This is a genomic window from Aeromonas sp. R9-2, from assembly GCF_040908025.1.
Classification (GTDB): domain Bacteria; phylum Pseudomonadota; class Gammaproteobacteria; order Enterobacterales; family Aeromonadaceae; genus Aeromonas; species Aeromonas veronii.
Genome location: NZ_JBFOCX010000024.1, coordinates 526785 through 552731, shown reverse-complemented (window position 1 = coordinate 552731; position 25947 = coordinate 526785). Strand labels below are relative to the sequence as shown.

At 58.9% G+C, this 25947-nt stretch carries 22 protein-coding genes; 9 read left to right on the top strand and 13 right to left on the bottom strand.

The window, feature by feature from the left end:
* The first annotated feature begins 11 nt into the window (after window positions 1-11).
* From pheT to AB5Y71_RS11550, 8 genes are all read left to right on the top strand, one after another.
* Window positions 12-2399, top strand: coding sequence for a phenylalanine--tRNA ligase subunit beta (pheT, locus tag AB5Y71_RS11585; RefSeq protein WP_368171622.1), 2388 nt, complete (start codon window positions 12-14; stop codon window positions 2397-2399).
* 3 nt (window positions 2400-2402) lie between these two features.
* The gene (ihfA, locus tag AB5Y71_RS11580; RefSeq protein WP_005300715.1) at window positions 2403-2699 is read left to right on the top strand and encodes an integration host factor subunit alpha; all 297 of its coding nucleotides are present in this window, start codon (window positions 2403-2405) and stop codon (window positions 2697-2699) included.
* A gap of 15 nt (window positions 2700-2714) precedes the next feature.
* Window positions 2715-6704 carry a transporter substrate-binding domain-containing protein gene (locus AB5Y71_RS11575; protein ID WP_368171621.1) on the top strand — a complete coding sequence of 1330 codons (3990 nt, stop codon included), beginning with the start codon at window positions 2715-2717 and terminating at the stop codon, window positions 6702-6704.
* Window positions 6691-7935: a response regulator gene (locus tag AB5Y71_RS11570; protein WP_368171620.1), complete on the top strand. Its 1245-nt coding sequence runs from the start codon at window positions 6691-6693 to the stop codon at window positions 7933-7935. The genes AB5Y71_RS11575 and AB5Y71_RS11570 overlap by 14 nt, the downstream gene beginning before the upstream one ends.
* A 3-nt stretch (window positions 7936-7938) precedes the next feature.
* Window positions 7939-8580, top strand: coding sequence for a GNAT family N-acetyltransferase (locus AB5Y71_RS11565; RefSeq protein WP_368171619.1), 642 nt, complete (start codon window positions 7939-7941; stop codon window positions 8578-8580).
* A gap of 60 nt (window positions 8581-8640) precedes the next feature.
* On the top strand, window positions 8641-9414 hold the full coding sequence (gene cobB, locus AB5Y71_RS11560; protein ID WP_005336680.1) for a Sir2 family NAD+-dependent deacetylase: 774 nt from the start codon (window positions 8641-8643) through the stop codon (window positions 9412-9414).
* 91 nt (window positions 9415-9505) lie between these two features.
* On the top strand, window positions 9506-9988 hold the full coding sequence (locus AB5Y71_RS11555) for a hypothetical protein (RefSeq protein ID WP_368171618.1): 483 nt from the start codon (window positions 9506-9508) through the stop codon (window positions 9986-9988).
* A complete protein-coding gene (locus tag AB5Y71_RS11550) occupies window positions 9988-11637 on the top strand; it encodes a diguanylate cyclase (RefSeq protein ID WP_368171617.1) in 1650 nt (549 codons plus the stop codon). Before AB5Y71_RS11555 ends, AB5Y71_RS11550 begins: the two co-directional genes overlap by 1 nt.
* Window positions 11638-11720: 83 nt before the next feature.
* On the opposite strand, the gene AB5Y71_RS11545 is transcribed toward AB5Y71_RS11550, so the two are convergent.
* From AB5Y71_RS11545 to potA, 13 genes are all read right to left on the bottom strand, one after another.
* Window positions 11721-12725: a substrate-binding domain-containing protein gene (locus AB5Y71_RS11545; RefSeq protein WP_368171616.1), complete on the bottom strand. Its 1005-nt coding sequence runs from the start codon at window positions 12723-12725 to the stop codon at window positions 11721-11723.
* Entirely contained in the window at window positions 12725-13657 is a 933-nt protein-coding gene (gene rbsK, locus AB5Y71_RS11540) for a ribokinase (protein ID WP_368171615.1), read from the bottom strand. The genes AB5Y71_RS11545 and rbsK overlap by 1 nt, the downstream gene beginning before the upstream one ends.
* 108 nt (window positions 13658-13765) lie before the next feature.
* Complete coding sequence (gene rbsB / locus AB5Y71_RS11535) at window positions 13766-14641, bottom strand: ribose ABC transporter substrate-binding protein RbsB (RefSeq protein WP_368171701.1); 876 nt, start codon at window positions 14639-14641, stop codon at window positions 13766-13768.
* A 30-nt stretch (window positions 14642-14671) separates the two neighbouring features.
* Entirely contained in the window at window positions 14672-15640 is a 969-nt protein-coding gene (gene rbsC / locus AB5Y71_RS11530) for a ribose ABC transporter permease (RefSeq protein WP_005336670.1), read from the bottom strand.
* The gene (rbsA, locus tag AB5Y71_RS11525; RefSeq protein WP_368171614.1) at window positions 15637-17166 is read right to left on the bottom strand and encodes a ribose ABC transporter ATP-binding protein RbsA; all 1530 of its coding nucleotides are present in this window, start codon (window positions 17164-17166) and stop codon (window positions 15637-15639) included. Before rbsA ends, rbsC begins: the two co-directional genes overlap by 4 nt.
* A 36-nt stretch (window positions 17167-17202) precedes the next feature.
* Window positions 17203-17622, bottom strand: a complete 420-nt coding sequence (gene rbsD, locus AB5Y71_RS11520; RefSeq protein ID WP_021230086.1) for a D-ribose pyranase — start codon at window positions 17620-17622, stop codon at window positions 17203-17205.
* Window positions 17623-17855: 233 nt separating this feature from the next.
* Window positions 17856-18473: a glutathione S-transferase family protein gene (locus tag AB5Y71_RS11515; protein ID WP_368171613.1), complete on the bottom strand. Its 618-nt coding sequence runs from the start codon at window positions 18471-18473 to the stop codon at window positions 17856-17858.
* A 180-nt stretch (window positions 18474-18653) separates the two neighbouring features.
* Window positions 18654-20018, bottom strand: a complete 1365-nt coding sequence (locus tag AB5Y71_RS11510) for a reverse transcriptase domain-containing protein (RefSeq protein ID WP_368171612.1) — start codon at window positions 20016-20018, stop codon at window positions 18654-18656.
* A complete protein-coding gene (locus AB5Y71_RS11505; RefSeq protein WP_368171611.1) occupies window positions 20015-20557 on the bottom strand; it encodes an SLATT domain-containing protein in 543 nt (180 codons plus the stop codon). The genes AB5Y71_RS11510 and AB5Y71_RS11505 overlap by 4 nt, the downstream gene beginning before the upstream one ends.
* A gap of 551 nt (window positions 20558-21108) precedes the next feature.
* Window positions 21109-22176, bottom strand: coding sequence for an extracellular solute-binding protein (locus tag AB5Y71_RS11500; RefSeq protein WP_005345409.1), 1068 nt, complete (start codon window positions 22174-22176; stop codon window positions 21109-21111).
* An 81-nt stretch (window positions 22177-22257) separates the two neighbouring features.
* Window positions 22258-23028, bottom strand: coding sequence for a spermidine/putrescine ABC transporter permease PotC (gene potC, locus AB5Y71_RS11495; protein WP_005336644.1), 771 nt, complete (start codon window positions 23026-23028; stop codon window positions 22258-22260).
* Window positions 23025-23912, bottom strand: a complete 888-nt coding sequence (gene potB / locus AB5Y71_RS11490) for a spermidine/putrescine ABC transporter permease PotB (protein ID WP_368171610.1) — start codon at window positions 23910-23912, stop codon at window positions 23025-23027. The genes potC and potB overlap by 4 nt, the downstream gene beginning before the upstream one ends.
* Entirely contained in the window at window positions 23899-25002 is a 1104-nt protein-coding gene (gene potA, locus AB5Y71_RS11485) for a spermidine/putrescine ABC transporter ATP-binding protein PotA (RefSeq protein WP_236322098.1), read from the bottom strand. The genes potB and potA overlap by 14 nt, the downstream gene beginning before the upstream one ends.
* 201 nt (window positions 25003-25203) lie before the next feature.
* On the opposite strand from potA, the gene AB5Y71_RS11480 reads away from it, so the two are divergent.
* Window positions 25204-25941 (top strand): hypothetical protein, encoded by a 738-nt coding sequence (locus AB5Y71_RS11480; RefSeq protein ID WP_005351939.1) that lies wholly within the window; start codon window positions 25204-25206, stop codon window positions 25939-25941.
* The last annotated feature ends 6 nt before the right edge of the window (window positions 25942-25947 follow it).

Sequence of the window (25947 nt, the reverse complement as noted above, 5' to 3'; positions counted from 1 at the left end):
GGCGAGAGAACATGAAATTCAGTAAATCCTGGGTGATGGAGTGGGTCCGCACCGAGTTGAGTGACAACGCACTGGCCGAGCAGATCACCATGGCCGGTCTGGAAGTGGACGCCGTGGAAGCGGTTGCCGGCCAGTTCAACAATGTGGTCGTGGGTGAAGTGGTCGAGTGCGCCCAGCATCCTGACGCCGACAAGCTGCGGGTGACCAAGGTCAACGTGGGTGAAGCCGACCTGCTGGACATCGTCTGTGGCGCGCCGAACTGCCGTCAGGGCCTCAAAGTGTGCGTGGCCAAAGTAGGGGCGACCCTGCCGGGTGATTTCACCATCAAGAAAGCCAAGCTGCGTGGCCAGCCGTCCCACGGCATGCTTTGCTCTTTCAGTGAGCTGGGTATCGACGTTGAAGCCGATGGCATCATCGAGCTGCCGGCCGATTCTCCCATCGGTACCGATATTCGCGACTACCTCAATCTGAACGACGTATCCATCGATGTGGATCTGACTCCGAACCGTGCCGATTGCCTCGGTATCGCGGGTCTGGCCCGTGAAATTGGCGTGCTCAACAGCGTGGACGTGGTCGAGCCGACCTGGACACCAGCCGTTGCCACCATTGATGCAACTTTCCCGATCCGGGTTGAAGCGCCGGCTGATTGCCCCCGTTATCTGGGGCGCGTCATCAAGGGGCTGAACCTGCAGGCTCAGAGCCCGCTCTGGATGCAAGAGAAGCTGCGCCGTGGCGGCATTCGTTCCATCGATGCCATTGTCGACATCACCAACTACCTGCTGCTGGAATACGGTCAGCCGATGCACGCCTTCGATCTGGCTACCCTGGAAGGGGAGCTGGTGGTGCGTCGCGCCCACACCGATGAGCCGATGACCCTGCTCGACGGCAACGAAGTGAAGCTCAAAGAGACCACCCTGGTGATTGCCGATGCCAAAGGCCCTGCCTGCATGGCCGGTATCTTCGGTGGCAATCGCACCGGTGTTTCCGAGACCACCACCGACATCCTGCTGGAGTGCGCCTTCTTCGCGCCGCTCTCCATCACCGGCCGTGCCCGTGCCTACGGTCTGCACACCGACTCTTCCCATCGCTTCGAGCGCGGGGTGGATCCGGAGCTGCAGGCCAAGGTGATGGACAGAGCCACCCGTCTGCTGCTGGATATCTGCGGCGGTGAAGCCGGTCCGGTCATCGAGGTCAAATCCGATGCCCATCTGCCGAAAGCGGCACCCATCAAGCTGCGTCGCACCAAGCTCGACAAGGTGATCGGTATCAGCGTGGCGGATGCTCAGGTGGTCGAGATCCTGACCCGTCTGGGTATGCAGGTAACCGTTGACGCTGACGGCTGGACCGCGTTGGCCCCCTCCTGGCGTTTCGACATCGCCATCGAGGAAGACCTCATCGAGGAAGTGGCCCGCATCTACGGCTACAACAACATCCCTAACCTGAAACCCGCCGCCTCTCTGGCGATGGTGGAGCAGGCAGAAGGGCAGGTGACCTTGAAGCGCGTGCGCGACCTGCTGGTTGACCGCGGTTTCCAGGAAGCGATCACCTACAGCTTCGTCGATCCCAAGACCCAGCAAACCCTGTTCCCGCAGAGCGATGCCATCGTGCTGCCGAACCCGATCTCGGTCGAGATGTCCGCCATGCGCGTCTCTCTGTTCCCGGGTCTGGTGCAGGCGGTGGTTTACAACCAGAACCGTCAGCAGCCGCGTGTGCGTCTGTTTGAACAGGGTCTGCGTTTCATCAAGGATGAAAGCGCCGAGAACGGCATCCGTCAGGAGCCGATGCTGGCCGGTATCATCACTGGCAACCAGAGCGACGAGCACTGGGATATCAAAACCCGCGCAGCCGACTTCTTTGATTTGAAAGGGGATCTGGAAGCGGTGCTGGACTTGACCGCCGAAGGGGCCACCTTTACTTTCGAGCGCACCGAGCACAGCGCCCTGCACCCGGGCCAGAGCGCAGCCATCCTGCGCAATGGCGAGATCATCGGCCACATCGGCGTGATCCACCCGAGCCTCGAGAAGAAGCTGGGCCTCAAGAGCCGCGCGGTGATGTTTGAGCTGGAGCTGGATAAGCTGACCCCGGCCAAGGTGCCGGTTGCAGCCGAGGTTTCCAAGTTCCCGGCGAACCGTCGCGACATCGCCGTCGTGGTCGATCGTCAGGTTCTGGCAGGTGATGTGCTTGCGGTAATTAAAAAAGTTGGCGGAAATCAGGTAGTTGGAATAAACTTGTTTGACGTATACCAGGGTGCTGGTATGGCAGAGGACAAGAAGAGCCTGGCCATCAGTCTTGTATTGCAAGACACCCAGCGCACCTTGGAGGAGAAAGAGATTGCCGAGACCGTAGACAATGTCGTGCGGGCCCTTGGTGAAGAGTTGAATGCATCCTTGAGGGATTGATCTATGGCGCTTACCAAAGCCGACATTGCAGAGCACCTGTTCACCCAGCTCGGGATGAGCAAGCGTGAAGCCAAAGATATGGTGGAAGCCTTCTTTGAGGAAATCCGACAGGCGCTAGAGCGTGGTGAACAAGTCAAGATTTCAGGCTTCGGTAACTTTGACCTTCGTGAGAAGAATCAGCGTCCCGGACGCAACCCCAAGACGGGCGAGGATATTCCTATCAGCGCCCGCCGCGTGGTGACCTTCCGGCCTGGCCAGAAGCTCAAGGCCAGGGTAGAAAATGTTGAACCCAACGAGTGATAAAAAGCCAGGCAGATGCCTGGCTTTTGTATTCAGATGACCAAATTCCCCGTTTTTCTTCTGGGTGCCGTGCTGGCACTGCCATTGCACGCCAAGTCTTTGCAGACCACAGTGCTGCCGTTGGCGCCGGCGACCCAAGCTTATGTAAATTCACTGAGTCAGCTTTCGCTCTGCTATCCTGCGACGCTTCCTCCACCATACCTGATGGCCGAGGGGGGACTGCTCAAGGATCGTCTCGCCCGGTTGCAGGAGCTGTTCCCGGTTCCCCTCGTGCTCAAAGAGTTGCCCGATTGGCAGACATTGCGCAACGGGCTCGCAGAGGGTGACTGTGACATCATTCCCTATGTCGGAACCCGCAAGAAGGCCGTGGAGGGCATGCGGTTAAGTCGTCCGATGATGGAGACCGATGCCGCCATCCTCTACAAGGGTGAAAATCTCAAACAGGCCCGCTTTCTGGTCTACTCGGTGGCAGACTCAGCCCGCCTGCTGCACGAGCTCTATCCCCAGGCACGCATTATTTCCCTAAAAAGCGGAGAGAAGGTCTACGACGCGCTGCAGAGTGGCAAGGGTGATGCCTATCTGGGGGACTATCTGCAACTGCGCTATCTGATGCGCGAGTTTCCTGCCGATGGTTTGCGCCTGCGCCGCCTGTTTGGTGAGGATCGGATAATCAGCTATCGCCTGATGATGCGTGATCAGCCTGAGTTGGCCAATCTGGTGGACACCCTGATCCGTCATATGCCAGCCGGTACTATCTATACCGATCTGGCTCGCTATCTCGATCAGGGATCGCTATATGTCAACCAGCCCCACTTCAGCGATACCGAGCAGGCCTGGTTATCCGGCCGCGGTCGCACCATTCGCCTGGTGGTCAATCCCGAGTTGATGCCCTATAGCGGCGTCAATGATCTGGGGGAGGCGAAGGGGTGGAGCGCGGATGTGCTGCGCTGGGTCACCCAGGAGACCGGCCTGAAATACAAGCTGGTGCCTGCCGTCAGCAAGGCGGAGGCCGTAGAAAAGCTGCGCCGTGGTGAGGCGGATATGATGGCCGGCTTGCCGGAATCCCCATCATTGACGGATCAGTTCATTTTCAGTCGGACGATCTCCACCAACCGGTTTGCCTTGATCAGCAAGCGCAAGCTGGCTGCCGATCGCATCATCCAACTCAAGCGGCAGCGTATTCTGGTGCCGGAATCCCTCTACGATCCCTCCTTGCTCGCCCTGCTCGGTGATCAGGAGTGGGTTCGCACCGACGGCCTCGAGCAGGGGCTTGCAGCGATCAAACAGGGCAAGGCTGACGCCATGCTGAGCGAGCTTTATCAGCTGCAATATCCCCAGCGTACCAACTTGCTGGAAGGGCTCGATATCGAGGAGCTGGAAGATCGCTTCAGTCTTGGCTTTGCCATCAACAAGAGTCAGACCGAACTGGCCGGGGTGATGGATCGCAACCTGATGGCACTGACCAGCACCCAGATCGACGAACTTAACCAGCGCTGGCGCCGCTTGCTCGTTGTGCAACAGCCCGGCGTGAGCTACGCCGCCTGGTTTGGCTCCATCGCCATGGCACTGCTGATCAGCGGTATCGTCATCGGCGGGATCTGGCGTTCCCGCCAGCAACTGGCGAGGGAAGTGGCCCAGCGTCACGCCGCCGAGAAGGCGCTGGCCATCGAGAGCGAGCTGCGGGAAACCATGTTTCAGGCGTTGCCGGTGCCCGTCTATCTACGCAATAGTCAGGGCAAGGTGATCAAATCCAATAAACAGGGGCGACGTCTGGCCCTGCGCTATTCGCAGCAGTTGATGCTGCCGCCGGTGCAGCCCCAGAAGAGTGAAGGGGAGCTGGTGCTGGGGGAGCAGGTCTTCGCCTATGCCCAGCATCCGCTGCGGCTGGACAAGCAAGCACCTGCCACCGATCTTATCGCCCTGTCGGATATCAGTGTGCTGCGTGAGCAGGCCCGTTTTTTGCGTCAGGCAGAGCGCCGCCTGCGCGCCCTGACCAATACCGTTCCCGGCGTGGTGCTGCAGTTTATGTTCGAGCAGGGACGGGTAGGGGGGATCGAGTTTATCAGCCGGGGCTGTTACGAGCTGCTGGGGCTGGCGAGTCAGCAGATCCGTCGTGAGCCCAAACGGGTGCTCATTATGCTGGAGCGCGAGGATCGCCGTCGGGTAAGCCGTGAGATGTTCGCCATGCTGCAGGCAGGCAAACCCTTCGCATTCACCATGCGCTATCACCATCCGACCAAGGGTCTGCGCTGGTTGCAGCTCTATGGCCGTGGCCGCAGTCAGCCGCAGGGTTGGCGGATCTATGCGGTGATGCAGGATGCCACTACCAGGGTCGAGCAGGATCAGGCATTGCAGCACTCCCATGAGCAGGCGCAACAGGCAGTTCTGGCCAAGGGGCGCTTTCTGGCCGCCATCAGCCACGAGATCCGCACGCCGATGAACGCCATGCTCGGCTTGCTGGAGTGGCTGGCCAGTACTCCTTTGTCGAGAGAGCAGGATTCGGCGCTGGCACGGGTACGTCAGGCGGGGGATGAGCTGCTCGGCCTGCTCAACGATGTGCTCGACTTTAGCCGCAACGAAAACAGCAAACTCTCCCTCTCGCCGCAACCCACCGATTTTGCCGAACTGTGTGAGCACGTGGCGGCAGTGCACTGGACCAAGGCGCGGGCCAAGGGGTTGCAACTGCGCCTTACGTTGGACCCGGCTCTGCCAGCCCTGCAGACCCTCGACCCTCACCGGGTACGGCAAGTGCTTCACAACCTGCTCTCCAATGCCATCAAGTTCAGCCTGCGTGGGGAAGTGGTGCTGTGGGCCGAGGTGGTCGCATCGACCTTGCGCTTTGGTGTAGATGATCAGGGACCGGGGATCACCGCCAAGATGCGCACCACGCTCTTTATGCCGTTCGAGCAGTTTGCCGTTGAAGGGCAGCTGCGGGCGCCGGGCACCGGTCTTGGTCTGGCGATCTGCAAGCAGTTGATCGAGCAGATGGGTGGTCTTATCGATGTCGAGGGGCGCGTCGGTGGCGGTAGCCGCTTCTATTGCGAGTTGCCGCTGAAGCGGGTGCAGCAGGAGCCGGACTGGCAGCCCAATGTGCGGCAACTGGCACTCTCTTTACCCCACGATGAGGCGCAAGCGCTCTCGCCCTGGCTCAGCCGCTTGGGGATCGCCACCGTCAGCAACGCCGTTGATACGCTGCAAGCGGAGGTGGACAAGAAGGGGCTCTACTATTGGGCCTGGCAAGGGGAGTCCTGGGTGCCCGGGACCATCATCACCCTGCTGCAGCCACGGCTGACCCCGGATCAACCGGTCGCTGGCACCCAGCCAGGGCTTGGCATGCGGGTACTGCTGGTTGAAGATCACGATGTCAATCGCGAGCTGATCAGCCTGCAACTGGGGCAACTTGGTGCCAGCGTCATCACTGCTGCCAACGGGCAGCTAGCGCTGGAGATGCTGGCACAACAGGAGGTGGATTTTGTGCTGACCGATCTGCAGATGCCAGTGATGAACGGGGCCGAGCTGTGCAGGCAATTGCGCCAATCCGCTCGTTGGGCCCGTCTGCCGGTCTATGTGATCACCGCAGATCTCAGTGATCAGGCGGCAAGGGAGCTGCAATCCTGCGGTTGCGATGGCCATCTGGACAAGCCGGTCGCCCTCAAGGAGTTGGCGACCTTGCTGCGCCATATTGCCAAAGAGGGGAGCAATGCTGTCGCCCCGACACCGGTTGCCTCGCTGCTGACCGATGAACTGGCCGCCCTTTATCTGAAGGCTACCCGTGATGATTTGGCCGAACTTGAGCGTTGCAGCACAGAAGAAGATGAAGTTGGCGTGAATGCTGCTTTACACAAGTTGAAGGGGGCCGCCAGAATGGTAGGGGCGACTGCGTTGGTGGCGGTCATTGAAGAGTGGCAACAGGCGCCCCATCCGATGCTGCAAGCCAGATTGAACCGGGCACTGGATGAGTTCAGCCAGCAGTTTTCAAAGAGGGCTCAAGATGATCATCACTGATGAAGAATTACTGGCGTTGCTCGATTCGGAAGAGCATGAGGCGGCAGGATTTTGCCCCATTGTGCTCTATGCCCTCGACAGCACCGCCCATGAGTTGGCCAGCACCATGACATTGCCCTCCTATGTCACGCTGCACCGTACCCGACCGGATGCCTGCTGGCAGTGGGAAGGGTTGTTTGCGGCAGGTGCCATTGCCCTTTACGACCCCGCCGCTCATCAGCAGGCGGACTACTTCCCCCAGTTGCAGCAGCATGAGGGGATTTACGCGATTGGCGAGGATTGGCTGGGGGGGCTTGCCGCCAGTTACCGTAAATGGTGCAACTGGCTGGCCGCTAACAAGGTACTGCTGCTCGAGGATCACCCGTTTCAGGGGATGCAACTGCAACAGACCATCGTCGGGTTGGGGCTCTCCTGTCAGTGGGTACAGGATGAATCGGCCTGTCTTGCGGCATTGTCGGCGGGCGACATCAGCCTGCTGGTGTGCGATCTCAGCTTGGTGGAGCAAGATGCCATCAGTCTGCTGATGAACCAGCCCCAGTTGCAGGAGGCCGGGCTGCCCATTGTGCTGCTTTCGGCCCATGAGCAGACGCTGATCGACGGTGCCCGCCGCCTGCTGCACGATGCCGGTTTCAACATTCTGGCTGCACTGGCCAAGCCGCTTGATTGCGACGAGCTGCTCAGGTTGCTGCGCCGACTCTATCTGGGCCCGCTGCGTCAACAGCGCTTGAGCGGCCAGCGCCGCTCCATCCGCCGGTGGCAGGGGGAGGTGCAGGGTCAGCTTGGGCTGCTCTCCAGTCCCGCGACACCTCATCCGGTCTGGCTGGCGGTAACGGGTTTACCCAGCCGCTGGGAGGCGCTCAAGGATTGGCTGACGGAGCAGTCGCGTACCCCAGCCGAACTGACCCTGCTGATCCACCGTCGTGACCACCTGCTCGGCAATGCCGATCGCTTCGCGCTGGTGCTGCAAGCCAGTCTGGCGGGGAGCAAGCTTGCGCTGCTGCTCGATAACAGCCAGCATCTGCCATTCGATCTGCTGGAGCGTCTGCCGCTGCAAGCCTTGCTGCTGGGGCAGGGGATCTTGCCGGAGATGGAGTCCTTGACCGGTGACTCCCTGCTGGGACGCTTTATGGCCAGGGTTCGGGAGCTGGGGATCGCCGTCTATCTGGATGATCCTTACAACCTGCTCGACGTCGAGGTGTGGCGAGAGCGCGGTATGACGGGGCGCTGGTAAGCCATGCCGCGCTACCTCTGCTGGCCCATGCACCGGGAGCGCCTTGGCAAAGGGCTGGAGGGCTGGCCCCATCCGGTTTCCCGGGCCGCGCTGCCACTGGCGATGCAGGTCTCCGAGGTGCCGTGCTTGCTGCGCGAGCTGCATGGGGTGGCGCCTGCCCGTATGCTGGCTGCTTACGATGCATTGAGTGAAGAGAGCATCTATCTGCGCTTTATGCGTCCGAAACGGACACCGCCACCGGAACAGGTGGCCCAATTTCTCAATTACCATCCCGAGCAACAGATTTCGCTGTTGCTGACCGATCTGGCTGGTGAGCCGCTGGCTCAGGCGCAATCAATCCGTCGTCGCCTTCATCCCGATCGGGCGGAGTTTTCTTGCATCGTGGCGGATCACTTTCAGCACAAGGGGGCGGGGCGACGGATTCTACTGGCGCTGGCGCTGCTTGCCAGGGCGGACGGGATCCGGGAGTGGACGGCGGAAGTGCTGGCCCAGAACCGGCCGATGCTGACCCTGCTCAAGCGCCTTGGCTTGCCGCTGACCCTGGTGACCGGACGGGAGATGGTCTTTGTCAGGCTGGATCTGTCGGTACTGGATGCCTGGTTGCCCGTGCCGCCAGCGGCGCCGCTTAAGACCAAGGGCGAATAGTGACACTTTTTTCCCTGTGCTAAGGTCACATTTATTGTGCGGGGATAGACGGAGCAGCTTATGGCGCAGTCATATAAACATATCGTGATCCTGACCGGAGCGGGGATCTCTGCCGAATCCGGCATCAAGACTTTTCGTGCCTGCGACGGTTTGTGGGAAGAGCACAAGGTCGAGGACGTGGCGACCCCCGAGGGGTATGCCCGGGATCCCGAACTGGTGCTGCGCTTTTACAACTCCCGCCGCAAACAGCTGCAACAGCCTCAGGTTCACCCCAATCCGGCCCACTATGCGCTGGCCCGCCTCGAGCGACTGCTGCCCGGTTCGGTGACGCTGGTCACCCAGAACATCGACAATCTGCACGAGAGCGCTGGCAGCAAGAACCTTATCCATATGCACGGCGAGCTGCTCAAGGCCCGCTGTCCCGAATCCGGTCAGGTGATCGAGTGGCGCGGTGATCTCCATCAGGACGAGCTCTGCTCCTGCTGCCAGTTCCCTCAGCCGATGCGTCCCCATGTGGTCTGGTTTGGCGAAATGCCGCTCGGGCTGGATCGGATCTATAGCGCGCTTGCCCAGTGCGATCTCTTTATCTCCATCGGCACCTCTGGCGCCGTCTATCCGGCCGCCGGGTTTGTCCATGAAGCGGGATTGAACGGGGCGCACACCATAGAGCTCAATCTCGAGCCGAGCGAGGTGGGTAGCCAGTTTGACGAAAAACGCTATGGCCCTGCCTCCCTGCTGGTGCCCGCCTATGTCGATGAGTTGCTGGAGGCGTGCGGCATTCATCAACCGAGGCAAGTCGAGGGGCACAACTGGATGGAGATGCGCGGTCCCTGAGCTACTGTTCGACGGGACAGTTGCAATGGTTCGGTGAAATCGCCACACTGGCAACCATTTAAAAAATGGGACGCAGTTGGCGCAAATTACCATGACCGCAGTCAAGCAATGGATCGCTTTTTTTCTCCTGGTGCTGGCCAGTGCCAGTGCCAGTGCATCGGCCTCCATCCCCCTGATGACCCTGATACTGCCAGATGGCCAGCAGGTGAACCTCGATGAGGCGGCTCTCTCCGCCTTGCCACAGACCGAATTCACCACCACTACCCCCTGGACTCAGGGCGCCCACCACTATCGCGGGCCGACCCTGTCTGCCGTGCTGGCGGCGCAAGGGATCCCGGATGCTCGCAAGATTGCCGTTTCGGCCCTCAACGGTTATCAGCAGGTGGTGGATCTGGCCCTGTTCGACGGCGTGCCGCTGACCCTGGTGCGTCAGGAGGACGGCAAACCGCTGACCCGGCGCAACAAGGGGCCGCTCTGGCTGCTCATCCCGTTCACCACCTATCCCAAGCTGGACGTGCCAGCCATTCACAACTGCATGGTGTGGCAGGTGACCCGCATCGAGATCGTCGATTGATGGGGCTATCCCGCCAAAATCTGCTGTTGGTTGCGGTGTCGCTGCTGTTTCTGCTCTCGTCGGGCAGCAGCCTCTATCTGCAGTATCGGCAGGAGCAGCTGGTCGATACCTTCTACCGCAATGTCCACTGGAACATCAGCCAGGTAATGCTCGAATCCCAGCGTTTCCTCTACGACCTGCAGCTCTACCGGGCTGGCAGACTGTCGATGGAGACCCTGAGCCTCGATTACGATCTGCTGTGGAACCGGCTCGACATCTTCCTCATCAGCAGTGAAACCGCCGAGATGCGCCAGCGGCACGGGCTCGGCAAGGTGCTGGCCACCCTGTTCGAGCAGATCAAGCAGCTCGAACCCCAGATGGAGGCCGGTGCGCTGCGCGAGGGGGCTGAGCTTGCCCGCTTGCAGGAGGCGATCGCCAGCCAGACCCGTCTCATCGAACAGATAGGGGATCAGATCCTCTCCGGCCAGGAGCGGGAGCATTCGGTCAGCCAGATCCGCAACAGCCTGTTCTGGCTGCAGATCTGGCAACTGATCCTGTTGCTGACCGGTGGCGCTCTGGTCGCAGCCCTCATTCGCGCCAATCTGGCGAACCGTCGGCTTGCCCTGCTCGATCCCCTGACCCAGCTTGGCAACCGCCGTGCCCTGCAGGAGCAGCTCTCTCGCGCTCTGCATGCTGATGATGTGAGCGCTTTGGTGGTGCTCGATCTCAAGCGCTTCAAGCAGGTCAATGATCTGCTGGGTTATCAGGTCGGTGATCGGCTGTTGCAGATGGTGGCCAACAAGCTGCAGCAGGCCCATGGCAGCCACGCTTACCGGCTCGGCGGAGATGAATTTGCCGTGGTGTTGACCAAGGCGAATGATGCACTGGAAACCGCCATTCATGAGCTGGTGGATCTGCTCCATTTCGAGTTCGTGACCCGAGAGTGCAGCTTCGATCTGGCCTGTCGGCTCGGGGTTGCCAAGGCCCAACAACAGGATGCCGCCCGGCTGCTGGATCAGGCCATCCTGGCCCTCAACCAGGCCAAGCGTAGCCAGGAGGGGGCGATCAGCTGGTTTGAGCCCGCCATGCTGCAGCAGTTGCAGTTGAGTCAGCAGCAGCTTCATCAGCTGCGAGAGTGGCTGGCGGGGCGCGAGCCTGCACCGCTGCGAGTGGCATTGCAGGCGCTGACGGACGGACAGGGCAACGACATGTGGCAATTGGCGCTTGAGTGGCGTGAGCTGGGGGCGCCTTGCCACATGCGCTGGCTGCAGGAGTGCGGCGTACTGGGGCCCGTGTTGGCCCGTGTGCTGCAAGCGCACGAGGCGCAGTATGCCGATGGTCGGGCACTGCTGGTCCCGCTCGACAACCAGGCCCAGCTGACCCATTTACTGGCCTATCTGCCGGAGGCTTCCCGTACGCCGCTGGTGTTGCTGATACCGACGCTGCAGCCGGATGGTGCCCTGCTGTCGGGATTGCGGCAGCAGGGTTGTACTCTGGCGCTCAGAGAGATTGGCAGTACCACCGCGGCGCAGCTGGCAGCAGGCTGGCCTGTCCGCTACTGGTTGCCGCAGGGTGATGAAGATGGCGAGTTGCTGCAACCTCTGGCCAGACGATTGGGGCTGGTGCCACTGCAAGTGCTGGCAGCCAGGGAGACCCGGTCGCTGGCCTGAGGGCAAAAGCGGTATTGCACGGCAGAGATAAAACGAAACAAGGCGACCTCGGGGTCGCCTTGTTCGTTTATTGCCCCTGAAAATCAGGGCCAGGGGGCGCAGGATTGCCTGATCACCAGGTCAGGGTCGACGGTGATCAGGTGATTCTCCACCGCTTCGCCGTTGATCCGCGCCAGCAGGCGGGTGACGGCGAGGCGCCCCAGCTCCTCTTTGGGCTGGTTGACGGTGGTGAGCGGCGGCGACATAAATTCGGCCAGCGCCACATTGTCATAGCCGACGATGGAGATATCCCGCGGGATCACCAGCCCCGCCTGATGGGCGGCACTGATGGCACCCATCGCCATCATGTCGTTGCAGACAAAGAGGGCGGTGGGACGCTCGGGCAATGCCAGCAGACGGGTCATCGCCTGATGGCCGCTGGCGCAGTCAAAATCACCCTCCTGGATCCACTCTTGATTGATCGTGAGACCCGCCTCCTGCAACGCCTGTTCAAAGCCAGCTTGGCGCTGGTTGGCGGGGGCGCGGCTGTGGGGGCCTGTGATGCAGCCGATGGCGGTATGGCCCAGCTCAATCAGATGGCGCGTCGCGAGATAACCACCGTGGAAGGAGTTGTCGGCGATAAGATCCACATCCTCGCTGACCAGCCCCCAATCCATCACCACCACCGGCAGGCTCTTGAGCCAGTCGAGCTGATTGAACACCTCTTGTTGGCCTTCGCTACACATGATCAGCAGGCCATCGACCCGCTTGCGCAGCATCATCTTGAGGTAGGAGAGAGCCGTCTCGGCTTGCCCTTCGGTGTTGCCTAGCATCAGGTTGTAGCCCTGCTCGAAGCAGTAACGCTCCACCCCGCGCACCACCTCGGCAAAGAAGGGGTTGCTGGAGGTAGTGACCAGCATGCCGATACTGTTGGTCTCCTTCACCTTGAGGCTGCGGGCCACCAGACTCGGGGCATAGTTGAGATCGCGCATGGCGGCGAAGACCCGCTCGCGGGTCTCCTCGGCCACAAAGCGGGTCTCGTTGATGACATGGGAGACAGTGGTGGTCGAGACCCCCGCCAGCGCCGCCACCTCCTTGATATTGGCCATCAGTGTCCCTGCGCAGTCTGCTCAAGCAGGAAGGTGTCGACCTCCTGCTTGCTCGGGATGGAGCTCTGGGCGCCGAACCGGGTGACGGAGAGTGCCGCCGCCCCGTGGGCAAAGCGCACCGCGCTGTGGAAATCGGCACCGGCCAGTTCCGCCGCCAGCAGGGCGCCGTTGAAGGTATCGCCCGCGGCAGTGGTATCCACCGCCTTGACCCGAAAGCCCGGGATCAGCTGTTGCTGCTGTGCGTTGCTGCAGTAAACCCCTTGTGCGCCCAAGGTGATCATCACGTCCGCAATCCCCATCTGGTGGAAGCGGGTTGCCGCCTCGCGGGCGCTCGCTTCATCGGTGACTTTGACGCCGGTCAGCAGCTCGGCCTCGGTCTGGTTGGGGGTGATAAGGTCGACCAGTGCCAGCAGTTCGCTTGAGAGCGGACGGGCGGGGGCGGGGTTGAGCACCACCCGGGTGCCATGGGCGCGGGCCAGGCGGGCAGCTTCGTGGACGCTCTCCAGCGGCACTTCCAGCTGCAACAGCAGGGTGTGGGCGTCGGCGATCATCGCTTCGTGGTTTTTCACCACGGCAGGGGTGATGGCCCCGTTGGCTTCGGCGGAGATGCCGATGCTGTTCTCCCCCTCATCGCTGACATAAATGATGGCGATGCCTGTCGGGAGCTTGGGATCGAGCTCGACGGCGCTGACGTCGATGCCATCTTTGGCAAAGCCGGCTTTCATCTGGTGGCCGATGGCGTCATCACCGATGCGGGCGATAAAGGAGACGGGGGCGCCAAGGCGGGCGGCAGCGACTGCCTGATTAGCCCCCTTGCCACCGGGCACCACCTGATAGCTGTGGCCGGTCAGGGTTTCACCCGGGCGAGGAAAGTGGGGAACGCGCAGCACGTGGTCTGCATTGACACTGCCCAGAACGACGAGACGATTCATGTTGACTACTCCTGATGCATCTTGGCTTGAACACAGTGATTGAGTGAGCCCAAGCCGGGAGGCACCTGAACGAGAGGGAAAAGGGGAGGCGAACCTCCCCTCGAGAACTTACTTGCTGACCACTTGCAGCGGTACCGGAATGGATTTCTCCACCGGCTGGCCCTTGAGCACCTTGTCGGCAGTCTCGACGCCGATGGCACCGATCAGGGCAGGCTGCTGGGCCACTGTGGCGGCCAGTTTACCCTTGGTAACGGCGGCTTTGCCATCGTCAGTGCCGTCGAAGCCGACGATCATTACCTCTTTGCCGGCAGCCTGCACGGCGCGGATGGCACCCAGCGCCATCTCGTCGTTCTGGGCAAAGACGGCTTGAACGGTCGGGTGGGCAGCCAGCAGGTTTTCCATGACGTTCAGACCCTTGGTGCGGTCAAAGTCGGCAGGCTGGGAAGCCAGCACCTGCAGCTTGTTGGCCGCCACGGCCAGGGCAAAACCTTCGCCACGGTCGCGGGCGGCGGAGGTACCGGCAATCCCTTCCAGCTGGATCACCTTGGCGCCGGTACCCAGTTTTTCGGTGATGAAGTCACCGGCCAGCTTGCCGCCTGCCACGTTGTCGGAGGCAATGTGGGCCTTGACCTCACCCTGCGCAGCGCCGCGGTCCAGGGTCAGTACCGGAATGCTGGCGCGGTTGGCCAGACGGATAGCGTTGCCGACCGCTTCGGAGTCGGTGGGGTTGATCAGGATGGCGCCGACCTTGCGTACGGTGAGATCTTCCATGTTGGAGAGCTCTTTGGCCGGGTCATTCTGGGAATCCAGAACCACCAGCTCATAGCCAAGCTCTTTGGCTTTGGCTTCGGCACCCTCTTTCATGGTGACGAAGAAGGGGTTATTGAGGGTGGAGACCACCATGGCCAGGGTTTGATCGGCGGCCTGGGCGGTCCCCAGCACGGACATGATGGCGGCAGCGAGCAGGGTATTGAGCTTTTTCATCATTTCATTCCTTGTGTGTGGCTTGTCTTATCAACGATTGCTTTTGTTATCGATCATCACGGCAAGCAAGATCACGCTGGCCTTGGCGATCATCTGGTAATAGGAGGATACGTCGAGCAGGTTGAGGGCGTTATTCAGGAAGCCGATGATCAGCGCCCCTATCAGGGTACCCATGATGCGGCCCTTGCCGCCCATCAGGCTGGTACCACCCAGCACCACCGCAGCGATGGCATCCAGCTCGTAACCCATGCCCGCTGTCGGCTGGGCAGAGGAGAGGCGAGAGGTAACGATAAGCCCTGCCAGTGCCGAGAGCGCACCGCACAGACCATACACCGCCAGCTTCACCCGATCCACATTGATGCCGGAGAGGCGGGTAGCGGACTCGTTGCCGCCCAGCGCGTAGATGTAGCGACCGAGACGGGTGTGGTTGAGCATGAACCAGGCGAGCAGGAAGACGATGGCCATCAGCCAGATGGGCACCGGCAGACCGAACAGGTAACCGGTACCGAGCCAGGCGAAGTGATCGGCGCCGTCACTGAAACCGGTGGAGATGGGGCGACCCTCGGTATAGACCATGGTGATGCCGCGCAGGGCAGTCATGGTGACCAAGGTGGCGATAAATGCCTGCACCTTGCCCTTGGCAATGATAAGACCGCTGACGCCGCCAAGCAGGGCACCGGCCCCCAGAGTGAGGGGCACCACCAGCCAGATCGGCAGCTCCATGGCGACCATGGTGGCGGCCAGCGCGCCGCACAGGGCCAGTACCGAGCCGACCGACAGATCGATACCGGCGGTGAGGATAACCAGCGTCATGCCGACCGCCATGATGGCGTTGACCGAGGTCTGGCGCAGGATGTTGAGGAGGTTGTCGGCGGTGAAGAAGTTGGGGCTCAGAAAGGAGACCACACCAATCAGGACCAGCAGCGCGACCAGGGATTTGTTCTCGATCCACCACGCCTTGCTCATGACGCCACGGCGGGAAAGGGTTTGGGTTGTCATTGGGATGCCTCTTGCTCTGCTTGCCACTGTTTACCGACTGCCGCCGCCATCAGCTTCTCCTGATTGGCATCGCGGGTGTTGAACTCTGCGCTGATGCGCCCTTCGTGCATCACCATGATGCGATCACTCATGCCGAGCACTTCCGGCATCTCGGAGGAGACCAGAATGATGCTCATCCCCTCCTTCTTGAACTGGTTGATCAGCTGATAAATTTCCTTCTTCGCCCCCACGTCGACGCCGCGGGTCGGCTCGTCGAGGATCAGCACCTTGGGCCGGGTCAGCAGCCCCTTGGCGATGGCCACCTTCTGCTGGTTGCCGCCGGAGAGCAGCTTTATCAGCTGATCCTGACTCGGGGTCTTGATGTTGAACAGGCGCACATAGTCGCTCACCGCCTGCCGCTCGGCCTTGCCGTCAATCTTGCCGTTGCTGATGAACTCGTCGAGGGCGCACAGACTCATGTTTTCGCGCACCGACAGCTCCAGCACCAGTCCATCTCCTTTTCGGTCTTCGGAGATATAGGCGATGCCTGCGGCCAGACCATCGGCCGGGCTTTTGGGCACCAGAGCATGACCGTCAACTTGCACTTCACCGGTGCTGATGGGGCTGGCGCCATAGATAAGCTTCATCAGCTCGGTACGGCCGGAGCCCATCAGGCCGCTAAAGCCCAGAATTTCTCCCTGACGCAGGGAGAAGCTCACCCCGCGCACGCCGGGACCGGCCAGCTCTTTCACTTGCAGGCTGACGGGGCCAAGCTCGCGCTCAAGACGCGGGTACTGCTCTTCCAGCCGGCGGCCCACCATCATCTCGATGATCTTGTCTTCATCCAGATCGCTCACCGCCTTCTCGCCAATCCACTTGCCATCGCGCAGCACAGTGACCCGATCGCAGATCTCGAAGATCTCCTTGAGGCGGTGGGAGATATAGACGATGCCGCAGCCTTGTTCGCGCAGCTCGCGGATAACCTTGAACAGCTGCTCGGTTTCGGTATCGGTCAACGCATCGGTGGGTTCATCCATGATGATGACGCTGGCATCAAACGACAGCGCCTTGGCGATCTCCACCATCTGCTGTTCGCCGATGGAGAGATCCCCGAGTCGGGTATCCGGCCCGTGTTTGACGCCAAGTCGCGCCAGCAGGCCGCTCGCCCGTTCGCGCAGCTGTTTGTGGTCGATGCTGCCAAAACGGGTACGCGGTTCGCGCCCGAGGAAGATGTTGGCGGCAATCGACAACTCCGGCAGCAGGTTCAGCTCTTGGTGGATGATGCTGATCCCCTGATCCTGAGAATCGCGCGGCCCCTTGAAGTGGACCGACTGACCGCGGTAGCTGACGCCGCCCGCATCGGCCTGATAGATACCGGTCAGCACCTTCATCAGGGTGGATTTGCCGGCACCATTTTCACCGAGCAGGGCCATCACCTGGCCCGGATAGACCCGCAGACCCGCTTCGTCGAGGGCGCGCACACCGGGGAAGGTCTTGACGATCCCGGTCAGCTCCAGAATGGGTGAGAGGGGGGAGGTTGTGCTCATTTGCAGCTTCCTTGAAGAGGCCTTCTTTGAAGAATGTCAGAACGCCACACCGGCGCAGAGGATCAGGTTGGCGTAGGGAGTCACCTCGCCGCTGCGCACGATCGCCTTGCTCTGGCGGGAGCGGGTTTTGAACTCCTCATGCAGACAGTATTCGATGGCGATGGGCTTGCCCTGGGCGGCTGCGTGAGCCTCAAGCTGATCGACCAGCGCCTGATGGGCGGCGGGGCTGATCTGCTTGATCTCGCTTGCCATGATCACCTTCTCCACCACCAGATCGGTGAGCAGGGCGGTCAGCACGGTTGCAAGGCTGGGCGTCCCCGCCATCAACGCCAGATCGATCCGCTCCGGCCCTGCCGGAATGGGCAAGCCTGCATCGCAGACGGTGATCTCATCGGTGTGACCCATCTGTGCCACCAGAGCACTCAGGGGAGCATTGAGCAGTACGCCTCGTTTCATACAGCACCTCATCAGGCCTTGGCCCGTCAATCTGTGAACCGCTAGGCAACCGGTTACGCAACCGGTTGCGTCATGGCGCAAAGATAGGCCTTTTACTAAGGAAGGGCCACGGCAAAACCACGGAAATGTGAAAACGATCTCAAAGGCGGGAGAAGAAGTGCAGGGGAGGAGGTAGGAAGGGTGTCAGCAGAGCCCTGACACCCTTGTTATTCATCGAGCTATTGATTTTATGGTTAGTTGGCCAGTGCCTTGGCGACCGCCGGACGGCTCAGCATGCGCTGATAATGAGCGGCAACCTTGGGGAATTCACTGATCTCGACCCCATCGCTTTTCAGCCAGCCCGCGACCACGAACAGATAGATATCCGCCACACTGAACTGCTCGCCCAGCACCCAGGGGCCTGCCAGATAGTGCTGCTCAATCTGGGCAAAGCCATCGCGCATATTGCTGGCGACTTTCTGTTGCATGGCGGCAATGGCCTGCTCGTCATCGGCCCAGCGGCTGCCACGGCGACCGTGGGCGTGGGAGACATGCACAGTGGAGGCTAGGAAGCTGTTGACCTCCTGCATGCGGGCCAGCAGGAACGGGTTGTCCAGCGGCGCCAGCTTGGCATTGGGGAAGCGCTGCGCCACATAGAGCAGCAGGGCCGGGGTCTCGGTCAGGATGCCCTGCTCGGTGACAAGGGCAGGCACCCGCCCTTTGGGGTTGATGGCAAGATACGCAGGGTCACGTTGCTCCCCTGCGGCGAGGTTGACGAGACGGGGTTGGAACGGGGCATTCGCTTCCAGCAGGGCAATCTGCACGGCCATGGCACAGGTGCCGGGAGCGAAATAAAGGGTCAGATCGGACATGAATACTCCTGATTGGCTCAGGCCACCCGCGATATTGGCGAAAGATTGCTTCGCGGAGCACTACGGGCAGTCATGAAAAAAGAGAGGGGGCAACGTTTGCCCCCCGACCAATCTACACCCCTAAGGGACGATGAAAAAGTGCAGAATTAATCGGCTCTGATCATCTGGTTTTAGGTGAAGTTAGGATGTATGAGCAATATCTTCCTCTAACTCACGGACAGCTTTAGCTACTTTTATGGAAAAACGTCGCTCTACCTCAGAGTTGGTTAGTTTCTTCGCATCATTGCCAAGCCAAAGTGCAAGAATATCTCGTTTTTGACTGACATCAAGGCAGTCGAAATTAGGAATGTAATGGTGTCTGTCGGTTGTTCCGCGCTGTAGCTCATAAAATGTCTTAATTAGAGATTTTGGTTGAATCTCGCCATTGGGACAGAAGCGTTCAGTGAGTTTTTTAATTGTATGATTGATGGCGCGAAGTTGCGATGTTGTAGTAACTTGCGAAAAGTATGCTGCCCATCCAAGGCGCTTTCCTTCAAAAATACATCCCGTAATCCTAAGATTTAGTTTCCACTTACAGTAGGCAAGAGCTCGCTGTTTATCAATGTCGCTTCTAGATATAGCTAATTTATGTTTGTACGCAGTGAAAATTTTTGCAATAGATGACTCAAATCTGAGGACGCTTTCACGGCGAACCATAATATCACCATTCTCTACTTGATATCCTAGAAAACTAAATGGTTCAGTGAGACTAGCAACTTTGGATTTCGAATCTAAGCCAAACTCGTGTGGATTGAGTTTTAGTGATTTTAATGCCGAGATTAATTCTGTTGCAATAGTATTGGCTTGTCCTTTTGGCGTTAAAATAAGGATGTCGTCTACATATCTTTTATACCAAACACCTTTTCGAGACTCGAAAACTGAATCGATTTTTTGGAGAGATATCTCAGCTAAAATATTCGATATAGCCAAACCTTGAGGAACTCCTACTGTAGACCTGGTTGCGCCTTTACCTCCTTTAGATTCAGGCACGGTTGGAGTTTTTACTGCTTCGAGAATTAAATGTCTAATCTCATTTTTTCTTATTTTACCTTTTATGGCTGAAATGATTAATTCATGAGGAATGGACGGATAGAAGTTCTTCAAATCAATTTTGGCATATTCTTGATAGGTGTCAGAGGTTAGAGCAACTTTTAATGAATCAATGACCCTTTGTGGAAGGCTTAGCTTAGCTGTTGGAAATATATCAGAAAGACATTCGCATAATGCCCGCAGAACAATTCTATCTCTTGCTGTGGGTATCGATATTTTCCGTGGGTTGGAATCAGCGCCTTTTAAAATAAGCTTTTCCTTGTATGCCGTAAAATGATACGTTCCTTGTTTTGTTTTCTGAACAATATGCTCAAGTTCTTCATCTAGTTGATTATTAAGATTGGCGGGTCTGGTACGGTCTAACCCTATTGCTCCGGAGTTCTTTATTTTATCCGTGTATATTTTACGTAAACTATTCTTAGAAAAATATTTTTTGAAGCTGATAGCTGCACTCATACAGACCTCCAAGTGTAGACGGCTATGATGAGTGGTAGAATGTAAAGAGTTACTGTAATTAATATGCGAAGAGTTAGCCACCCATATACATGGAGCACTTCTATTTTTGTAGGGTGTCTACTTGTTAGCCCCTTGATAAAGACGCGAGCTATCTTGTCATCTATTTCTTGGTGGTTTTCTGACTCAGCTAAGAGCTCGTAGTATTTATTAATTTGGTCTTTGGTGGGGACGGAATTTGTAGGTATATCTAAGTATAGCTTCTGCAATTGTAGATAATTCGTGCGCATGAGCATGGCTCTGACACGAAAATCCCGATTAGTAACAGTCAGGGATACACCAAGTAGCGCAATCGCAAGAATAGTGGCCAAGATATCGGTGTTTGAACCAAGAATCATACTATGTCTGATGGTAAGCACACCTAATGTTGCACTGAGAATGGCATACCACATCAATAGTAGCTGAGAGTGAAAATCCAACCAGCTTAAGCGTTTGTTAGCTTGAATTCTTGCTTTATAAGTAAACCAAATGTTATCGCGCAAACTCTTCTCCATTTTAAGGGAAGAAAGGGCAGGGGGATTTGAGTAACATTGAACATCCCCAAAGGGGATCTGCGAGAGTAAGCGAAGCATGCTTAAACCCGAACAGTCGAAACTGTTATTTATTAGAACTACCCTCATTCATATGAGAGGAAAAACCTGCCCTTTCCAAGAAGCATCTTACAATGTCATCAATAATAGTTAAAGTTGTCCGTGTCACAATTGACTAATCACCCTATAAAAAACTACGGCTGATATCATTGACTTGTCAGTTCAGTAGGAGCACCTCAGAACCGCAGATTCGATTAGCGAAGCGCAATCGGACGTTCGCGGTTTCGATAATACTGCACAGTCATTCCCCATCAACGCATCTATTGTGCTTATCTCCCCCACAAATGAGGCAACTCATATTGGTTGCCGTGAATCGAGGTTCTCCGTACCTCTCGGTGTTAAAGACTATTGCGTTGAGAAACCGTGCAGGTTGTGAAAAAGAGAAGGGGACAAATATTGCCCCCTTTATCCATTACGCCCGTCAGGGCCGATTAACCGCCGATTTAACCGGCCTTGGCCACCATGGCTTTCAACTGCAGGAAGTATTGCTCGTAGAGGCGGGAGGCATCCCCCACATCGGACTGGAACTCGCCCTTGCGCTTGATCTCGTCGCTCGGGAAGACCATGGGGTTGTTGCGAAACGCCGGGGTGAGCAGGGGAATGGCATCCTTGACTGGAGTGGGGTAGCCAATCGCCTCGGCCACCTTGGCGGCCACATCGGGGCGCATCAGGAAGTTGATCAGGGCGTGGGCCTCTTTCACATGCTTGGCCTTGGCCGGGATGGCGAGGTTATCCATCCAGAGCACGGCGCCTTCTTCGGGGTAGGTCATCTGGATGGAAGGGTATTCGCGCTGGGCGCCGTAGGCCGAGCCGTTCCACAGCATGCCGATATTGACCTCACCGGCGATAAAGGGGTCGGCCGGGTTGTCGGAGTTGAACGCCTTGACGTTGGGCATCAGCTTTTTCAGGTATTCGAACGCTTCGGCAATTTGCGCCTTGTCTTGAGTGTTGGGGCTGTAACCCAGCTGCACCAGCGCGATATGGAACACCTCGCGGGCATCGTCCATCAGCAGCAGGCTCTCTTTCCACTCCGGTGCCCAGAGCTGCTTCCAGCTGGTGACCGGCTGCTCGATAATGTCGGTGTTGGTGCCGATCCCGGTTGCGCCCCAGATATAGGGGATGGAGTAGCGGTTGTCCGGGTCGTACTCATGGTTGAGCAGGGTGGGGTCGAGGTGCTTGAAGTTGGGCAGCTGGGCGCGATCCAACGGCTGCAGCATCCCCTCTTTGGCCATTTTCGAGATGAAGTAGGTGCTGGGCACCACCACGTCATAGCCGTCGCCATGGGTTTTCAGCTTGGCGTAGAGGGTCTCGTTGGATTCGTAGGTGGAGTAGATCACCTTGATGCCGGTCTCTTGCTGGAACTGCTCCAGCAGGCCATCCGGCACATATTCCGACCAGTTGTAGAAGTAGACCACCTTGTCGTCGGCCGCGTGAGCGCTCTGGCTCAGCAGCGGGGTGGTGAGGGTGAGGGCGGCTGCCAGCAGGGCGCCGGCCTTGTGTTGGATTGTCATCAACAACTCCTTGGGGTTATGGGGCCTAGCGGCCCACCGTGACAGAGTTCGCCAAAGGTGGCGGGGACGAAACGGGCAGGGTTAACCCTGCCGTTTACGCAGTAACAGTTGCGCCAGCAGCACCATCCCGAGGGAGGCGACCAGCATCAGGGTGGCCAGGGCATTGACCTCGGGAGAGACCCCCACCTTGACCATGGAGTAGATCTTGAGCGGCAGGATCTCGTAGGCCGGGCCGGTAACAAAGGAGCTCACCACCACGTCGTCCAGCGACAGGGTAAAGGAGAGCAGCCAGCCCGCCATCACCGCCGGCAGGGCCAGCGGCAGTATGATGCGGCGCAGGATGATCCACTCGCCAGCCCCCAGATCCCGCGCAGCTTCCAGCATCCGCACATCAAAACCGCACAACCGCGAGTAGACGGTGATCACCACAAACGGCAGACAGAAGGTGATGTGGGCGATCAGTAGCGACCAGAAGCCGAGCGCAATGCCGGTCACCACAAACAGGGTCAGCAGCGAAATAGCCATCACAATATCGGGGGACATCATCACCACGAACAACATGCCGCTCACATACTGCTTGCCGCGAAAACGGTAGCGAAACAGCGCCACGGCGGTGAGGGTGCCGATCAGGGTGGCCGCGGTGGCGGTGAGGGCGGCGATGGTCAGGGAGTGCTGGGCCGCCTGCATCAGGCTGGCGCTGGCAAACAGCTTCTCATACCAGCCCAGGGTGAAGCCGCGCCAGTCGATGCCATATTTCGACAGGTTGAAGGAGTTGGCGATCAGTACCCCGATGGGCACATAGAGATAGCCAAACACCAGCAGCAGGAACAGAGCCTTCAGTGCGCGCATCATGCCAGCTCCCCCTTCTTGCTGAGTAGCTTGCCCGCCCGCCAGTAGCAGTAGACCAACAGCGCCATCAGCACCGTCAGCATCACGCTGATGGCGGCGCCAAAGGGCCAGTCACGGCTGTTGAGGAACTGGGTCTTGATCAGGTTGCCGATCAGCAGGTGCTTGGCGCCACCCAGCAAGTCGGAGACATAGAACATCCCCATGGCGGGCAGAAACACCAGCAGACAACCGGCGATGATGCCGGGCAGGGTGAGGGGCAAGATGATCCGCACCAGCCGCTGCCAGCCGTTGGCGCCAAGGTCTCGCGCCGCCTCCAGCAAACGGCCATCCAGCTTCTCGATGCTGGAGTAGAGCGGCAGCACCATAAAGGGGAGCAGCACATAGACCAGCCCGATGATGACGGCCACCTCGGTATACATCATCTGCAGCGGTCGCTCGATAAGCCCCAGATCCAGCAGCCAGCCATTGATCAACCCCCGGGTGCCGAGCAGCACCTTGAGCGCATAGGTGCGGATCAGGGAGTTGGTCCAGAACGGTACCACCACCAGAAACAGCAGCAGCGGGCGGATACGCGCTGGCAGATGGGCCAGCAGCCAGGCAAAGGGGTAACCCACCAGCAGGCAGATGATTGTGGCGAGCAGCGCCAGCCAGAGGGAGTGGAGCAGCACCTCGAAATAGCGCGGGTCCAGCAGCCGGCCATAGTTGCTCAGGGTAAAGAGCGGCGCGATAAGCTCGGACTCATCCCGGGTCAGGAAGCTGACGCCGATGATCATCAGGTTGGGCAGGAAGACAAACAGCGTCAGCCAGCCGAGGATCAGCGCGATGGCCGTGTTGCGAAAGCCGTTGTGGGCAAAGCTGTGCGCTACCCGCAGATTAGTGAGGCTCATAGGGCAGCACCACCTCCCAGCTGTCGACCCAGTGGATCGCCACCTCCTGACCCAGACGGTAGTCAAAGTCGGGGTCATCCTCGTCGAAGAACTCGGAGATAAGCAGTTGTTTGCCACTTTCGAGCTCGATCACCGAATCCAGCGTCGCCCCCTTGTAGTTGCGCTCGCGGATATTGCCCCGCAGCGCGCCGCTCTGATCGTCATCCTGATCGAGAATGCGCAGATCTTCCGGGCGCAGCAGCACTAGTACCTTGTCGTCTGGCTGGAATGGCAAGGTGGTATGGAGCAGGCATTCGCGCCCCTCTACCTCGGCCTGCCAGATACCGGGCTCGCGCTGGCTGATCAGCTTGCCATCCATCACGTTGATCTCGCCAATAAAGCGGGCCACGAACAGGTTGGCTGGCGACTCGTAGATATCGCGTGGGGTGCCGCGCTGGATGATCTTGCCGCCCTCCATCACCAGGATGCGATCAGACATGGTGAGCGCCTCTTCCTGATCATGGGTAACGAAGACAAAGGTGATGCCAAGGCGACGCTGTAGCGCCTTGAGCTCGCTCTGCATCTGCTTGCGCAGCTTGTAGTCGAGTGCCGAGAGGGATTCGTCGAGCAGCAGCAGGCGAGGCTTGTTAACCACGGCGCGGGCGATGGCGACCCGTTGTTGCTGACCGCCGGAGAGCTGATCCGGGCGGCGGTTGGCCAGCTCGGTGAGCTGCACCATGGCGAGGGTCTCCTCGACCCGCTGACGGATCTCGCTGGCCGGTACTTTCTGCATCTCGAGGCCAAAGGCGACGTTTTCAAACACCGTCATATGGGGGAAGAGCGCATAGCTCTGGAACACGGTGTTGATGTGCCTGTGTTCGGCGGGGATATGGGTGATCTCGTCACCGGCCAGATGGATGGTGCCACTGTCGACCGATTCGAGCCCGGCCAGCAGGCGCAGCAGGGTGGTCTTGCCACAGCCGGAGGGGCCCAGCAGGGTAAGAAATTCACCATCGTAGATTTCAAGGTCAAGGTCACTCAGGATCACCTTGCCATCGTATTTTTTGCTGATCTTGTTCAGCGCGACAATTACCTGTGGATTGTTCATCATCCGCCAGTCTCACCCCAGCCAGTGGCCATCGTGTTGAAAGAGGGCCGCATTCTATGCAGCCGACACATGAAATTAAAGGCTTTTTGGCCCGAATTAGCCGCAAGTGCGCAGGAAAAACGGCTACGAATAGCAGACCAAATCGCTATAATGTGCCACCTGATTTGGTCGTTTTCGATATTGGATAGTCAATTGAGTAATAAAATGCGTATTGGCGGCTCCCTTGAGCAGTCTCTGAACCAGGGCTACCGCCTTGATCTGAAAGGGGTCATCCAGGAGGGATGGCAACAGACCCGCCGTACCGGATTTGGCCTGCTGCTGGCGATTGTCGGGGTGACGGCGATCTGGATCCTGCTCAGCAATGTGCTGCTGTTGCCCTATCTGGGGGATGACAGCCAGATGAATGTGGCCATGGTGCTGAGCCTGCTGATGACGGTGGTGATGGCCCCCATGACCAGCTCCCTCGATATGCTGGGGTTGCAGCAGTCGGTCGGGGTGCGCGCCCGTGCCAACCAGGTGTTCGACTTCTTCCGCCACTTTGTACGCCTCGGCATGTTGAGCCTGCTTGGCAGTCTGCTCACCAGCCTGTTTGGCCCGCTATTCGATCTGCTGGGATTGCCCGCCGTACTCTCATTCATTCCCTCGGCCCTGATCGGCATGGGGCTGCTCTTTACCGTCCCTTTGGTGCTGGAGCGCGGCCTGACGCCGCCCCAGGCCATTCTGGTCTCTCTCAAGCTCTTTGCGCGCGGCTGGCCCAGCATTGTGTTGTTCCACGGCGTGATGACCGCGCTCTTCTTCCTGGCTCTGATCCCCATGGGGTTGGGGCTTATCTGGGTGGCACCGCTCTATTTCAACTGCAAGGGGATCCTCTATCGGGATCTCTGCGGGGTGGGGGTAGAGGTTAACGAGGTGACAGAAGGCCCCAACCATTTCAATGCATGATGCAAA

Bases quoted from the DNA above. Each gene is read 5' to 3' on its own strand.
- AB5Y71_RS11570 (WP_368171620.1), top strand. From the start codon at position 6,691: ATGATCATCACTGATGAAGAATTACTGGCGTTGCTCGATTCGGAAGAG.
- AB5Y71_RS11555 (WP_368171618.1), top strand. From the start codon at position 9,506: ATGACCGCAGTCAAGCAATGGATCGCTTTTTTTCTCCTGGTGCTGGCC.
- pheT (WP_368171622.1), top strand. From the start codon at position 12: ATGAAATTCAGTAAATCCTGGGTGATGGAGTGGGTCCGCACCGAGTTG.
- rbsA (WP_368171614.1), bottom strand. From the start codon at position 17,166: ATGAGCACAACCTCCCCCCTCTCACCCATTCTGGAGCTGACCGGGATC.
- potB (WP_368171610.1), bottom strand. From the start codon at position 23,912: ATGAGCCTCACTAATCTGCGGGTAGCGCACAGCTTTGCCCACAACGGC.
- rbsK (WP_368171615.1), bottom strand. From the start codon at position 13,657: ATGAATCGTCTCGTCGTTCTGGGCAGTGTCAATGCAGACCACGTGCTG.
- AB5Y71_RS11575 (WP_368171621.1), top strand. From the start codon at position 2,715: ATGCCTGGCTTTTGTATTCAGATGACCAAATTCCCCGTTTTTCTTCTG.
- rbsB (WP_368171701.1), bottom strand. From the start codon at position 14,641: ATGAAAAAGCTCAATACCCTGCTCGCTGCCGCCATCATGTCCGTGCTG.
- AB5Y71_RS11500 (WP_005345409.1), bottom strand. From the start codon at position 22,176: ATGACAATCCAACACAAGGCCGGCGCCCTGCTGGCAGCCGCCCTCACC.
- cobB (WP_005336680.1), top strand. From the start codon at position 8,641: ATGGCGCAGTCATATAAACATATCGTGATCCTGACCGGAGCGGGGATC.
- AB5Y71_RS11550 (WP_368171617.1), top strand. From the start codon at position 9,988: ATGGGGCTATCCCGCCAAAATCTGCTGTTGGTTGCGGTGTCGCTGCTG.
- ihfA (WP_005300715.1), top strand. From the start codon at position 2,403: ATGGCGCTTACCAAAGCCGACATTGCAGAGCACCTGTTCACCCAGCTC.
- AB5Y71_RS11545 (WP_368171616.1), bottom strand. From the start codon at position 12,725: ATGGCCAATATCAAGGAGGTGGCGGCGCTGGCGGGGGTCTCGACCACC.
- AB5Y71_RS11515 (WP_368171613.1), bottom strand. From the start codon at position 18,473: ATGTCCGATCTGACCCTTTATTTCGCTCCCGGCACCTGTGCCATGGCC.
- AB5Y71_RS11510 (WP_368171612.1), bottom strand. From the start codon at position 20,018: ATGAGTGCAGCTATCAGCTTCAAAAAATATTTTTCTAAGAATAGTTTA.
- potC (WP_005336644.1), bottom strand. From the start codon at position 23,028: ATGATGCGCGCACTGAAGGCTCTGTTCCTGCTGCTGGTGTTTGGCTAT.
- rbsD (WP_021230086.1), bottom strand. From the start codon at position 17,622: ATGAAACGAGGCGTACTGCTCAATGCTCCCCTGAGTGCTCTGGTGGCA.
- potA (WP_236322098.1), bottom strand. From the start codon at position 25,002: ATGATGAACAATCCACAGGTAATTGTCGCGCTGAACAAGATCAGCAAA.
- AB5Y71_RS11480 (WP_005351939.1), top strand. From the start codon at position 25,204: ATGCGTATTGGCGGCTCCCTTGAGCAGTCTCTGAACCAGGGCTACCGC.
- rbsC (WP_005336670.1), bottom strand. From the start codon at position 15,640: ATGACAACCCAAACCCTTTCCCGCCGTGGCGTCATGAGCAAGGCGTGG.
- AB5Y71_RS11565 (WP_368171619.1), top strand. From the start codon at position 7,939: ATGCCGCGCTACCTCTGCTGGCCCATGCACCGGGAGCGCCTTGGCAAA.